This is a genomic window from Chryseobacterium soli (assembly GCF_000737705.1).
Classification (GTDB): domain Bacteria; phylum Bacteroidota; class Bacteroidia; order Flavobacteriales; family Weeksellaceae; genus Chryseobacterium; species Chryseobacterium soli.
Genome location: NZ_JPRH01000004.1, coordinates 564280 through 578031 on the forward strand (window position 1 = coordinate 564280; position 13752 = coordinate 578031).

The window sequence follows — 13752 nt, forward strand, 5'->3', positions numbered from 1 at the left end:
TCAAATTACAAAATATAGGCAACTAAAAATGTGTGGTACTGAAAGGCAGGGGCGACAAAATTCCCCTCCTATGGAGGGGTGGGTTTCAAAATGCTGAATAATACAATCTTTGGGATCTTTGACAGCTATTGTCGGTCGTGATGAACCACCCCGTCTTCGCCTTTCAGTCGAATCCACCCCTCCGCGGGAGGGGAATTTAGGAACTATAGTTTTCAATAATAAAATTCTCCAAATTTTTCATGACAACTCCTAGATTGTTCTTTACATCAAAATCTGTTATTCTGAATATTTTTAATCCTAAAGATTCTAAATATTGCTGTCTTACTTCGTCATAGACTTCTTTAGTTTCATGACTCCAGCCGTCTATTTCAATGACCAATCCTAATGTTTTCACATAAAAATCCACAATATAATTTCCGATAATTCTTTGCCGGTCGAAATCTATCGCATGAAATGTTTTTGCTCTCACCTGTTTCCAGAAAAGCACTTCAATTAAGATACCTGCTTTACGTTTTTCTTTCAGTAATGGGATTAAATGGGGGTTAAAAGGTAGATTTTCCACAAAGTTTCTGTGGATGGGAATGTCATGAATGTAGGTTATGATGTCTTTCATGCTGTGTTGTTATGAACCACCCCGTCTTCTTCCTTCGGGCGAATCCACCCCTCCAAGGGAGGGGAATTTTTATACCGTTTCAGGATTTGGGGCTGATGTGTAGTGCAGGATAATAAATTGTTCCAGATCATTCATCACGGCAGAAAGATCATGCTTAACCTCAACAGCCGTTTTTTTAAAAACCTTGATGCCTAAAGATTCAAGAAAATCCTGGCGGGTTTGGTCTTCAGACTGTTTCAGATCATTTCCCGGACGGCCGATTTCTATAGCCAAGCCTAGTTTCTTTGCATAAAAATCGATGATATGATCTCCAATAATTACCTGTCTTTCAAAATCAATTTTATGAAATGCTCTTGCCCGGACCTGTATCCAGAATAGCATTTCACTTAAGATTCCCGTCTTCTGTTTATTTTTCAGAAGTGCTTTTATTTTTGGATTATAAGGAAGTTCTTCAACGAAATTGCTGGAGATGGGAACGTCATTGATATAGGTGAGAATCTGATTCATGCTTGTGTTTTACCGGGATAACCGGAGTTTCTTTATGGTTCAGGATTTCTCTAAAAAAGAAAAACTTCCATTCTCTAAGATAGAGAATAAAAGCTTATGTTTCTGTAACAAAAAACCTTACCCGGTGAGTAAGGTTGTATTTTTAAGTAAGGACATCATCATTTTCTTCTTCGTGATCGTCATTATTATCACTGGTGCTCCAATAATTATTTTCTTCATCTTCCGAGCCGACTTCTTCCATATCATTGTCTTCATCGGATCCCGGAACGTCCAGATCCATCTCCATTTCGTTCTCTTCCTCCTGCTCATTGGTGATCGGATTTCCATCACCATCTAAAGGAATATGTTTTTCTTTGTTAAACAGATCTTCATTGGGACTGTAATTCATCTCTTTTAGTTTTCTGTTTTGTTCGTTGGTATTATCTTCTGGTATCATAATAGTGGGGTTTTGGGGTTTAGTGTTACAGGATATAGAACAAAAATAATTCCAAGCTGGTGTATTATTTCAAAAGAATCGAATTTATTAGTTGGCGAGGTCTGTATTCGAGATACTGCGTTTTGTTGTTTTGATCTGATCTTTCAGCTTTCCGAATTTATAGTTGATATTAATTCCAAATGACCGATAATAGTTTCTGATGTAATCGTTCTGATAAAAAGCACCGCCATTGGTCTCGGTAACGGCTTTTCTAAAGGTATTGAATGGATTGTTAATATACGCTGAAAAGGAAAGCTGATCGTCCAGTATACTTTTACTTATATTGAAAGACAATCCTGTATAGGAATTGGTTGTTTTCTGCAATCCTGCAGGCATTCTGCTCATGAATTCTATATTGGTGCCGGCTCTCCAGTGGTCTTCAAACTGATAATTGGCAGACAGATACATATTATACGTAAACATATTATTTTTAATAAAAGCATCATCTACCATTCCGCTGATGAAAAACAGGGCAGCATTTCCATTTAGGCTGAGACTGAATTTCTTGCTCACGGGATAACTCAAATAATAATCCAGTCCCAATCTACCGGCTTTATTGGAGTTTTCATACGTTGTTTTTGTGATATGGGTATCAGGATCATAGGTTGAAACCTTAAGGTCTACTTTATTGGAAAAAGAGTACGAAAGTCCCAGATTAAGATTGATTTTTTTATTGAATGAATATCCGGCCATCAAATCATTATTGATCACTGATTTCAAATAAGGATTTCCACTGATTTGAAAATAGGGATTGGATTGATTGACAAAGGGATTAAGACGAATAATTCCCGGTCTTTTTATCCGCTGGGAAAACCCAAAGCTCACTGTGTGATGGTCTTTCCAGGTTTTACTGATGGAAATATTGGGAATAAGGTTGAAGTAGTTTTGATTGACGCTGGTATTCGTAGACGTGAAATCTACTTTTGTCTGTGTTCTTTCCAGTCTGAGGCCTGTCTGGAAGTTCAGGCTTAACACTGTAAATTGGGTAGAAATATAGGCTCCAAAAATATTCTGGTTATTCATAAATTCATCCGAATTGTTGAGACTTTCAGGAACCGAAGTATAACCACTGTTGTTTTTCCGGAGTATGGCTTTAACTCCTGTTTCTAGAGAAACTTTTTTAATTTTCTTTACGAAATCAACCTGAAAAGTATGTTCGCTGTTATCATTATCATTCGTCTGATCAAGAGTATAGGATGAAGTATTGATCAGGTTTTGAACATCCGTTCTACTCATCATGTGGTAATCGTAGGTATTGAATTTATAGGACAGTGTTAAAAGCTGGGATGTATCATTTTTAAAACCAATCTGATAATTAGCCGCCGCTTCAAAACCATTTCCTCTGCTGTTGGAATTATTGAACGAAAGGTTATTTTCTTCCAGCGCATTTTGCTGGAAAAAATAAGAATCCAGGCCATCTTTTGATCTGCTGTTGGAAAAATTCATTCCCAACTGAACATTCAGAAGCTGTAAACTGTCTATTTCATAGCTGATACTGGTATTAAAGTAGCCTCCATTTCCTTTATTTGAGGTCCTTCCCTTCTGACGAAGATTATCAGAGGAAGTCTGTTGAAAATTTTGATATTCAATTTCAGGCTGGTTGGTCAGAGAACCGCCGCCATAAGCAGAGATACCCAGTTTTTTGTGTTGTACATTCAAAGAAAAACCCATATTCTGCTCCTGCCTGGGAAACCTGGTCCCGAAGTTCACAGAGGCATTATATCCATCATTCATCTTTTTGGTGGTGATGATATTAATAATTCCTGAAACGCCTTCTGCATCGTATTTTGAAGATGGATTGGTGATGATTTCTATGTTCTGGATGCTGCTGGCAGGAATGCTTTTCAATACTTCTTTTGCATTGGTATTCAGAAGCTGGGCTTCTTTACCGTTCATCAGGATTTTAAAATTAGTATTCCCTTTGAAGAGAACATTTTCATTAGGATCAACAGTGATGTAGGGCATCTTTTTCATCATTTCTATGAGACTTTTCGACTGGTTTTCCGGATCTGCCTGTACGTTATACACCAAGCCGTCAATTTTATTTTTAATAAGAGGTTTCTTTACATTGATAACGACCGCTTTTATGTTGGAAACGGAATCTTTTACCGTTCCGGAAGCTGTTTCCTGAGCAGCTGTATTACCTGTTATAAGGGCGCAGGCAAGCCATGAAAGTACATATACTGTTTTCATAATGGTTGGGTTATGGGCATAAGAATCCCGGGACAGTAGTTCTGTCTTTTTAAAAAATCCGGGATTTATATTGATTTATAGGAGTAGGAAAATTATTTCTTCTGATTTTTCATCATGAAATAATAGGTAAGAAAACCGAGTGCGACAAAGACCGTCATCACTCCATAAGGAAGCGGCGTATTTTCATCGTGCGGAAGAAATTCCAGTACGATAAGACCTGCTCCGCCAAACAGTAAAATGATTCCCCATTTCAGCATTTCGGAATTAAATCCGGTAAGGTTGTTGAGGATCACAAACATTTTATCATCAAGATGTTCTTTATTGAGTATCTTTTTTTTCAGATTATAATTCGTGATCACCACGATCATGACGGAGACAGCGATGAGTATGGCGATCATGACGATAAAGGGTGCCAGATTTTTCATTTTGATTTCTATTTAGCCAATAGACAACATTCCATAGGTGAAGGTTACAAAAATTACAATATATTAGAAAGTTGTAACCTAAAGAAAAAAAAATGGTCTAATAGGATATGTTCGATGAAGAAAAAACCATTAACGATGTTCTGAAGGGAAACCTCAGTGCTTTCCAGCATATTGTAAAGCAATATCAGAATTTGGTGTATTCTATCCTGAACAGAATATTGAGCAATGATGAAGATATAGAGGATGTGGGACAGGAAGTTTTTATTAAGGTATTCAATAATCTTAAAAGTTTTAAAAGAGCATCCAAACTTTCTACATGGATTGCCAGGATCACTTATCATGTAGCCCTTAATTATATAAAGAAAAATTCAAGGCATTATTTTGATACGATTGATGAAAATTCGGATTTTCAGTTCGCGTCTGAAACTCCGGAAACAAAGCTTATAGGAAAGGAATTTGATACATACATCAACAGACTGATCAGTGAACTTCCGTTGCAGTACAGAACGGTGATTACGCTGTATCATCTGGATGAGTTCAGTATTCAGGAGATTCAGAATATCACTCAATTTCCTGAAGGAACGATAAAAGGATATTTATTCAGAGCCCGAAAATTATTAAAAGAAAAACTTGAAAAAGATGGATACCCGTAAAGACAAAATACTTCAGCAATTCCCAGGTCATCAGGAGGATAATACGATTATTCCGGAAAAGGATCTGGAAACCTATGAATTCCTCTATGATGCATTGGAAAAGTCTCCGGATGCAGGATTCTCACTGGGATTTTCTCATCAGGTCATCAGAAAAATTGAAGCTAAACAGCAACGTAAAGTTACTGTAAAGCTCTATTCTTTAGCATCAGTTCTGATTGCGATGACATTAGGTTTCTCCGCTGTTTTTTTCAGTGAAGAACAATGTGCAGTGCTATTTTCTATGATCTTGAAATATAAATTTGCAGTTATATTTTTACTTGCGGCTGTCAGTGTAATCCAGATCAGCACCAGAATATTTTCAACAAGAGAATTGGAGAATTAATCTAATGTTCTTCGCTAACTTCAACCCTCAGATCTGAAATCTACTATCTAATTACCATACACATCCGGATTGACACAATGAGGCATTTGTTCACCTTTTGAAAAAGCAATGATGTTTTCAGCGGCAATTCTAGCCATTCCGTCCCGGGCTTCCATGGTAGCTGAACCTATATGCGGCAATACACATACATTGGAAAGTCCTAAAATAGGATCATCTTTCATCATCGGCTCCGGATTGGTGACATCCAGCCCTGCTCCCCAAATTTCTCTTGCCACTAAAGCGTCATACAGATCGGTCTGCTGATGAAAACCGCCTCTTGCCGTATTGATAAAAATAGAATTAGGTTTCATTTTTTCAAAAACCGAGCGGTTGAAAAGATCTTTACGGTCCGGAGTAAAATTAGCATGAATACTTAAAACATCGGATTGTTCTACAAGCTCATCAAACGAAACATATGTTGCATTAAGCTCATTTTCTGCCTCTTCATTTTGATGCCTGTTATTGTAGATAATATTCATATCAAAAGCTTTCTGAGCTTTTTTGGCCATTTCGAAACCGATTCTGCCCAATCCGAAAATACCCAGCGTTTTCCCGTATAATTCCTGTCCTAAGGCATGCAATGGATCAAAATCGCCCCAGTTTCCTTCTTTAACCTTCTGAAAATTGTAGGAAGCTCTTCTTGCCACCGACTGCATCAGAAGAAAAGCAACATCTGAAGTCGCTTTGCTCAATACATCGGGTGTATTTCCAACCGGCACATTTCCCTGGTTGGCAGCCGCAATATCAACATGGTCAAAACCTACAGAATATAGAGCAATTGCCTTTACATTGGAACATTCTTCAAAAAAATCTTTATCAAAAGTATGATGTCCAACGTTGAGAATTGCATCGGTATCTTTACAGTAGCTCAGCCATTCTTCGTGAGACAGGTTTTCATTTTCAGGAATACTAACGTCGAGTCCTGCTTCTTTCAGCAGGTTGATCCCTATTTCAGGAATTCTTTTATTGATGAATACTTTCATTATTTTTATTTTGTGATGCGTAATGTCAACAAAAAAAGCCTTGCTTCCGCAAAAAAGCAAGGCTGCTGAACTTTACTATTAAATTAAAAATTATTTTTTCTCATCCGAATGTATTGGTTATTTCTAAAGTAAAACAGACTTCTACATTATTTTTTCGTTGTGAATTTTTTTCCAACTATTATTTAAATTGTATTATAATTTAAACAACTGTTCTAATATTTAAAAACAATTTTCATTCCGAAATGTTTCTCAAATCTTGATAAAAATTTTATCGTATGTCATAACAGAGATGTTTTTCGGCTAAAGCCGGATGATTTTCAATCTATTATGAACGGGCTAAAGCCCGTTTCTATTGAATGGAAAAGGTGAGATTTATCTAATTATTGTATAAAATTGCACACACTAAGGTTTACTGTGTTCTGATTTTTTCTCGCTAACAAATGTATAGACGCCAAATTCTTCTTTTTTCGAATCCCGAAAGTGATATTTTTATGACAGTGAATAACCTGATGGCAATGAACCAGCTATTTACTGATTGGTTTTTCCTAACATAGGAACAAATTTATAGGCGCCAAATTCTTCTTTTTCGAATTCTGTAGGAGATATTTTTGTAAATCTGAATAAAACCTGCTCGTCTGTAGGTCCCAACGGAATCACCATTTTACCGCCCACTTTTAACTGTTTTAATAATTCAGTGGGCAATATTGAAGCTCCACAGGTAACAATAATCCGGTCAAAAGGTGCAAAAGTGGGAAGCCCTGCAAAGCCGTCTCCAAAGCTCTGAAACTTAGGATACAGATGAAGTTCCCGGAATTTTTTCTTTGAAAAATCAAAAAGGTCTTTTTGCCTTTCCACCGTATACACTAAAGCTTTCATAGCGAGTAATACGGCAGTCTGATATCCACATCCGGTTCCTATTTCAAGTACTTTATCTCCAGGCATTACTTTGAGAAGCTCCGACTGCTCGGCAACGGTTGAGGGATGCGAAATGGTCTGATGTGCCAGAATCGGGAAAGCCCGGTCTTCATAGGCAAAGTCTTCAAAAATACTTTCGATAAAAAGGTGTCTCGGAACCTCATTCATTGCCGAAAGTACATTTTCATCCGAAATTCCAATTCTCTGCCGAAGGTAGTCGACTAAAATCTTTCTTTTTCCTTTGTGTACAAACGAATCTTGCGTCATTAGATGGTAATTATTAGGTATCAGGGTTTAGTTTCTCACAAAAATAAGGATAAGATTTTAGATTTCAGAATCCGGACGTACATTTTGACGATTAAGTCTAAAGTCTTATATCTGAAATATCGCATCTAATTTATATCTTTACAAAAATTAAAAAAGCTATGTTGAAAGCAGGTTTGGTAGGTGCCGGACATTTGGGGAAAATACATTTAAGACTTCTTAATCAATCTGATAAGTATGAGTTTGTAGGCTTCCATGATAAAGATGTAGAAAACGGGAAAAAAATAGAAGCCGAATTCGGATATAAATATTTTGAAAATTTTGATGATCTTCTGGATCAGATTGAGATGCTGGATATTGTAACTCCTACGCTCTATCATTATGATTATGCCTTAAAAGCGATTGCTAAAGGACTTCATTTCTTCATCGAAAAACCCGTTACCCATACGCTTGAACAGGCAGAAGAAATCCTTTATAAATGCCGTGAGAATGGGATAAAAGCCCAGGTAGGCCATGTTGAAAGATACAACCCTGCTTTTATGGCCACCAAAGAATATATCAAAGATCCGATGTTTATTGAAATCCACAGGCTTGCTGAATTTAATCCGCGTGGAACCGATGTTTCTGTAGTGTTGGATTTAATGATTCATGATCTGGATATTTTATTGAGCATGGTGAAATCTAAAGTTAAAATTATTCATGCAAGCGGTGTTTGTGTGGTAAGCAAAACTCCGGATATTGCCAATGCCAGGATAGAATTTGAAAATGGCTGTGTAGCGAATCTTACGACTTCAAGAATTTCTATGAAAGCGATGAGAAAAAGCCGTTTTTTCCAGAAAGATGCTTACATTTCTGTTGATTTCCTGGAGAAAAAAGCAGAGGTGATCAAGATGCAGGATGCCCCTGAAGTGCCTACTCCATTTGATATGATTATTGAAAATGCCGAAGGAGAAAAGAATCAGATTCTGTTTGAATATCCAAATATTCAGCCTAATAATGCTATTTTGGATGAGCTGAACTCTTTTGCAGATGCCATTACAGAAAATAAAAACGTGGAAGTTTCCCTTGAAGATGGAACGGAAGCGCTAAAAGTAGCACTGGAAATTATGAAACTGATCAGCCGGTAATGAAGAAAGCTGAAACCTATCTCCTGCCTATGATATTTTTATATTTATCGTTGGTTTGCTTATATGTGAGCTACTCGTATATTACTAAAGATTATAATTCGACCAAAAGTATTTATCAGCCGTATAAAACCTTTGTTCAGTTATCATCCTTCCATTACAACAATGTAATCATTACCATTTTAAAAGGCCTTGCCGGAGTTATAGGATTTGGTGTTTTTTCATCCAAGGGTAAAAAAATTAATTATTTTACTTCATTATTTTTATTGATGAATCTATTTGAACTCATCATATTGGCTTCTTTACAGTTTTTAGTTTTTAAAGTTTCTTCAAGCTATATTGACAATACAGGAATTATTGCATCAGCTATTTTATGTGTGATTCTCAGCTTTTTTTACTTTAAAAATGCTGAAATAAAAAAAATAACAGGCCCAATCCTGCTGAGTTTATTTTTAACGGTCATTTCTTATTATTTACATTAATTACAAAGGACTTAATTTTTATCATCCTTGTCAAGGTTTGGAACCTTGACAAGGATTGTAAGCTTTTCTTTTCACGAGCGTAATGAAACTTCAAAATTTTCAGATGCAGATGTTTACATAATTTGATACCATCAATGAAGAATATTTTTCTTGGCATTCACATTCTAAAAATTATAGAAAAGTGAGGATAAATTCTCTTGTTCCTCTTTATCTTCTTAGCTTATTCTTACAAAAAATGGTATTATTAAAGATTTACCAATAGAAAGTCATTTTGAAAACAAAAAAAACAATATATTTGAAAAACAATTCAATATACAATTGGAAAAATTCATTTTGCATACACACTGGGTTCTCACTCAGATTAACAATATCTATGTAGATTCCTACATGGAAAATTGTGTAAGCTGCCATTAATACTAAAAATCTCCTGATATTGTAAAAAATCAAAACTATGAAAAGAACCCTTCTATTATCCGCTTTTTTATTGTCTCAATTTGGGACATCGCAATTGCTCAAAACAGACGGTCAAAAAATCATTAATGATAAAGGTGAAAACATCCAGCTAAAGGGCTTAGGCCTGGGAGGATGGATGCTTCAGGAAGGATATATGCTAAAAACGGCAGATTTTGCTGGTCCACAATACAAAATCAAAGAAAAAATCGCAGAATTGATTGGTGAAGACGGGATGAATGACTTTTATAAAGCTTATTTGAAAAATGGTATCACTAAACAGGATATTGATTTTCTGGCAAAAGCAGGGTTCAATTCTATCCGTTTGCCAATGCATTACAATCTTTATACTTTGCCTATCGAAAAAGAACCTGTAAAAGGCCAGAATACGTGGCTGGAAGAAGGTTTTAAAATGACTGATGATGTATTGAAATGGTGCGCTGCCAATAAAATGTACCTGATTCTCGATTTGCATGCACTTCCCGGAGGACAAGGAAATGATGTAAATATTTCTGATAATGATAAATCCAAACCTTCTCTTTGGCAAAGTGAAGAAAATCAGAAAAAAACCATTGCTTTCTGGAAAAAACTGACAGAACGCTATAAAGATGAACCCTGGATTGGTGGATATGACCTGATCAATGAACCCAATATCAATTTCACCGGTAAAAATCCGAATGGTACGGATGAAATGTCAAATGCTCCGCTTTGGAAATTTCAGAAAGATATTACAGCAGCTATTCGTGAAGTGGATAAAAAACACATCATCATCATCGAAGGAAATGGCTGGGGAAATAATTATAATGGCCTGACTCCTATTTGGGATGATAATATGGTTTTCAGTTTTCATAAATACTGGAACAATAATGATGATGCAACTTTGAAGGGAATACTGGATCTCAGAGAAAAGCATAATATGCCGATCTGGCTTGGAGAAACAGGGGAAAATTCTAATGTCTGGTTTACAGAACTTATCCAATTGCTGAACAAGCACAATATCGGATATGCCTTCTGGCCGATGAAAAAAATTGATAACAGAGCCGGAATTGCTAATGTGAAAATCACTCCTGAATATCAAAAATTATTGGATTACTGGAAAAATGGCGGTGAAAAACCTTCAAAAGAATTTGCGACCCAAGCACTCATGAAAATTGCTGACAATTACAAATTCAATAATACTGAAATACAGTATGATGTGATCGATGCGATGTTCAGACAGGTAACAGACGGTTCTACAAAACCATTCAAAGACCATCAGGCTCCTGGAAGAATCTTTGCTTCAGATTATGATCTCGGAAGAATGGGAGCTGCTTATCTGGATAAAGATTATATCAATCTTTGGGTAAGCGATCCCAATAAAAGATCGGAATGGAATGCCGGCCATCAAATGAGAAATGATGCAGTAGATATTTATCCATGCAAGGATGCTGTTACCAATCAATATTATGTAGGCAAAACCGAATCCGGCGAATGGATCCAATATACCATTAGCAGCAAAACGGATAAGGCTTATACTTTTGATATAAGATATGCCAGTAATCATGATGCAACAATCAGAATAGAAAGCGGTTCAGTGAAAGATATAAAAACCGTTTCCCTCCCTTTTACCGGAGGAAATGAAAAATGGCAGACCATTTCCATTAAAGGCATTATCTTTAAAAAAGGAGAAAATAAAATCAGAATCTACTTTGAAAATGATGGGGTAAACCTCAATTATTTTGAAATAAAATAAGGAGGAATCTCTTTAATAGACTAGATTCTTCATTTCACTTCGTTACATTCTGAATGACAGCAGAAATAGCAGATCACACAGTCTGTTGTACCATTGTATTCTTACCTAAAATAATAATTTCCTTAAAATACAAATCCCTTTTAGATGTAAAAGGGATTTTTTTTATCTTTGAAACTATGAAAAAAATAGGGTTTCTTTTATTGTTGGTTTCAGGTGTTGTCTTTTCGCAGACTTCACAGCTGGAACAAAAAATCAGTTCTTTCACTAAAGATAAGAAGGCTACAGTAGGTGTTTCTGTCTTAGGCTTTGAGAATGGGTTTAAATACAATAAAAACGGTGACCGTAAGCTTCCGATGCAAAGCGTTTTCAAATTTCACATCGCCAGTGCTGTCCTCGACTTGGTAGATCATGGAAAACTGAAATTAGATCAAAAAATATTCATTAAAAAATCTGATTTATTAGAAAACACCTGGTCTCCGCTCCGAGATAAATATCCTGCAGGCAATGTTGAAGTTCCTTTAAGTGAAATTATTGATAATACAGTTGCCTTAAGTGATAATAACGGCTGTGACATTCTTCTACAGTTAATTGGCGGCACACAGACTGTCCAAAAATTCATGGATTCTAAAGAAGTAAAGGGCTTCCAGATAAAATATAATGAAGCTGAAATGCATCAGGACTGGAATGCACAATATGAAAATTACAGCACAACAAATTCAGCTGTTCAGGTTTTGAAAAAGCTATACGACGGTAAGCTGCTGTCTAAACAATCTACCGAATTTTTAATGAACATCATTTTGGGCACCAAAACAGGGGTAAATAAAATGATCGAACAGCTTCCTAAAAATACACCGGTTGCCCGCAAAACGGGATCTTCAGGAAAAAACGATCAGGGCCTTACCGGTGCTGAAAATGAAATTGGGATCATCACTTTACCCAATGGAAAACACTATGCATTAGCTGTATTTGTAAGCAACTCCACCGAATCCAATGAGGCAAATTGTAAAATGATATCAGACATTTCAAAAGCGGTCTGGGATTATTTTAACAAGTAATTTTTAAAGCTTACTTTTAGAGTCCGGGAAATACACTTTGTGCTTATACAAAATAGGGTTCTTTGCAGAATGTATTCATCATTAAAAAAAACAATATAAATATGAAAAAAATAGCATTATTATTCAGTCTGTTGTGTTGTACTTTCTTTTTTGCACAAAAGAGTCAAAACTATGTACAGGTAAGCTATGGCAGCATCTGCTGCGGTACTCCTTCACCGGATCCCGTCATCAGTTATCTGGAAAAGTTTGCGAAAAAAAATAAGAAAAAAAGTTTCGAAGTTTACAGCCAAAGCGGCTTGGGAAGAGAGGGTGAGTTTAAACTTTATATCGGAATCGACAGTCTTTCAAAAAGAGAACGAATCACCTTTATCAAAGGACTGGAAACGGTAGTCGAGACCCAAAACAACCAACGCAATAAGAGCCGTGACGGACGTGTCAGTTTTGATGATCAGAAAGTGATTACAAAGGCTGATCTGGCGAATTCAAGAAATTTAACTATCTATAAAAAATAAAAGAAAAATGATCAAAAACATTGTAGTTATTGGAGCAGGAACCATGGGAAATGGTATTGCACATACTTTTGCACAAAGCGGTTTTAACGTAAACCTGGTAGATGTATCTCAAGATGCTTTGGACAAAGGATTAAAAACCATTACTACCAACCTTGACAGAATAATTGCAAAGGGAAACCTTACGGAAGAACAAAAAGCAGAAACATTAGGAAATATCACGACTTTCACAGCTCTTCAGGATGCTGTAGGAAATGCAGATCTTATCGTAGAAGCAGCCACTGAAAATCAGGATTTAAAACTGAAAATTTTCGGACAGATGGACGAATTTGCACCGGAAAACTGTATCCTGGCTACGAATACATCTTCTATTTCTATCACTAAAATTGCTGCAGCTACCAAAAGACCGGACAAAGTAATCGGTATGCACTTTATGAACCCCGTTCCTATTATGAAACTGGTAGAGATCATCAAGGGCTACTCTACTTCGAAAGAAACTTTTGATGTGATCTATGAAATGAGCAAAGCATTAGGAAAAGTGCCTGTAGAAGTTAATGATTACCCAGGTTTTGTAGCGAACAGAATTCTGATGCCGATGATTAATGAATCCATTGAAACGCTTTACAACGGTGTGGCTGGTGTAGAAGAGATCGACACGGTAATGAAATTGGGAATGGCTCATCCTATGGGACCTTTGCAGCTGGCAGATTTCATCGGTCTTGATGTATGTCTTGCGATATTAAATGTAATGTATGACGGCTTTAAAAATCCTAAATATGCTCCTAATCCATTGCTTGTAAACATGGTAATGGCTGGGAAATTGGGCGTAAAATCCGGAGAAGGCTTCTATGATTATTCTGAAAGCAAAAAGGCTGAGAAAGTCGCTAAAATGTTTTCTAAATAATCAGATTTTTGATGAATAAATTGTCTATAGCCAATTTTTACTTCGAA

Annotated in this window: 15 protein-coding genes; 8 read left to right on the top strand and 7 right to left on the bottom strand. The window is 36.3% G+C overall.

The window, feature by feature from the left end:
• Positions 1-196: 196 nt before the first annotated feature.
• From IW15_RS12905 to IW15_RS12925, 5 genes are all read right to left on the bottom strand, one after another.
• Positions 197-613, bottom strand: coding sequence for an endonuclease domain-containing protein (locus IW15_RS12905; protein ID WP_051882009.1), 417 nt, complete (start codon positions 611-613; stop codon positions 197-199).
• A 69-nt stretch (positions 614-682) separates the two neighbouring features.
• Positions 683-1120, bottom strand: coding sequence for an endonuclease domain-containing protein (locus IW15_RS12910; RefSeq protein WP_051882011.1), 438 nt, complete (start codon positions 1118-1120; stop codon positions 683-685).
• A 142-nt stretch (positions 1121-1262) separates the two neighbouring features.
• Positions 1263-1556, bottom strand: coding sequence for a hypothetical protein (locus IW15_RS12915; RefSeq protein ID WP_034711763.1), 294 nt, complete (start codon positions 1554-1556; stop codon positions 1263-1265).
• Positions 1557-1643: 87 nt separating this feature from the next.
• Complete coding sequence (locus IW15_RS12920) at positions 1644-3788, bottom strand: outer membrane beta-barrel family protein (protein ID WP_034711764.1); 2145 nt, start codon at positions 3786-3788, stop codon at positions 1644-1646.
• A gap of 92 nt (positions 3789-3880) precedes the next feature.
• The gene (locus IW15_RS12925; RefSeq protein WP_131368556.1) at positions 3881-4213 is read right to left on the bottom strand and encodes a DUF6249 domain-containing protein; all 333 of its coding nucleotides are present in this window, start codon (positions 4211-4213) and stop codon (positions 3881-3883) included.
• Positions 4214-4320: 107 nt separating this feature from the next.
• Between IW15_RS12925 and IW15_RS12930 the strand changes: the two genes are divergently transcribed.
• Complete coding sequence (locus IW15_RS12930; RefSeq protein ID WP_034711766.1) at positions 4321-4866, top strand: RNA polymerase sigma factor; 546 nt, start codon at positions 4321-4323, stop codon at positions 4864-4866.
• Entirely contained in the window at positions 4853-5248 is a 396-nt protein-coding gene (locus tag IW15_RS12935) for a hypothetical protein (RefSeq protein WP_034711767.1), read from the top strand. The genes IW15_RS12930 and IW15_RS12935 overlap by 14 nt, the downstream gene beginning before the upstream one ends.
• Positions 5249-5295: 47 nt before the next feature.
• Here the strand turns inward: IW15_RS12935 and IW15_RS12940 are convergent, their stop codons facing one another.
• Together IW15_RS12940 and IW15_RS12945 are read right to left on the bottom strand one after the other, a co-directional pair.
• A complete protein-coding gene (locus tag IW15_RS12940; RefSeq protein WP_034711768.1) occupies positions 5296-6270 on the bottom strand; it encodes a 2-hydroxyacid dehydrogenase in 975 nt (324 codons plus the stop codon).
• Between the two features lie 528 nt (positions 6271-6798).
• Positions 6799-7452 (bottom strand): protein-L-isoaspartate(D-aspartate) O-methyltransferase, encoded by a 654-nt coding sequence (locus tag IW15_RS12945; RefSeq protein ID WP_034711769.1) that lies wholly within the window; start codon positions 7450-7452, stop codon positions 6799-6801.
• A 158-nt stretch (positions 7453-7610) separates the two neighbouring features.
• Here IW15_RS12945 and IW15_RS12950 point away from each other — a divergent pair, with 158 nt between their 5' ends.
• The 6 genes from IW15_RS12950 (at position 7611) to IW15_RS12975 (ending at position 13705) form a co-directional block, all read left to right on the top strand.
• Positions 7611-8576: a Gfo/Idh/MocA family protein gene (locus IW15_RS12950; protein ID WP_034711770.1), complete on the top strand. Its 966-nt coding sequence runs from the start codon at positions 7611-7613 to the stop codon at positions 8574-8576.
• Positions 8576-9055: a hypothetical protein gene (locus tag IW15_RS12955; RefSeq protein WP_034711771.1), complete on the top strand. Its 480-nt coding sequence runs from the start codon at positions 8576-8578 to the stop codon at positions 9053-9055. Before IW15_RS12950 ends, IW15_RS12955 begins: the two co-directional genes overlap by 1 nt.
• Before the next feature lie 451 nt (positions 9056-9506).
• Positions 9507-11237, top strand: coding sequence for a cellulase family glycosylhydrolase (locus IW15_RS12960; protein WP_034711772.1), 1731 nt, complete (start codon positions 9507-9509; stop codon positions 11235-11237).
• 176 nt (positions 11238-11413) lie between these two features.
• Positions 11414-12292, top strand: coding sequence for a CGA/CIA family class A beta-lactamase (bla-A, locus tag IW15_RS12965; protein ID WP_034711972.1), 879 nt, complete (start codon positions 11414-11416; stop codon positions 12290-12292).
• Positions 12293-12393: 101 nt separating this feature from the next.
• Positions 12394-12804: a hypothetical protein gene (locus IW15_RS12970; RefSeq protein ID WP_034711974.1), complete on the top strand. Its 411-nt coding sequence runs from the start codon at positions 12394-12396 to the stop codon at positions 12802-12804.
• A 10-nt stretch (positions 12805-12814) separates the two neighbouring features.
• On the top strand, positions 12815-13705 hold the full coding sequence (locus tag IW15_RS12975; RefSeq protein WP_185097423.1) for a 3-hydroxybutyryl-CoA dehydrogenase: 891 nt from the start codon (positions 12815-12817) through the stop codon (positions 13703-13705).
• Positions 13706-13752 lie beyond the last annotated feature (47 nt).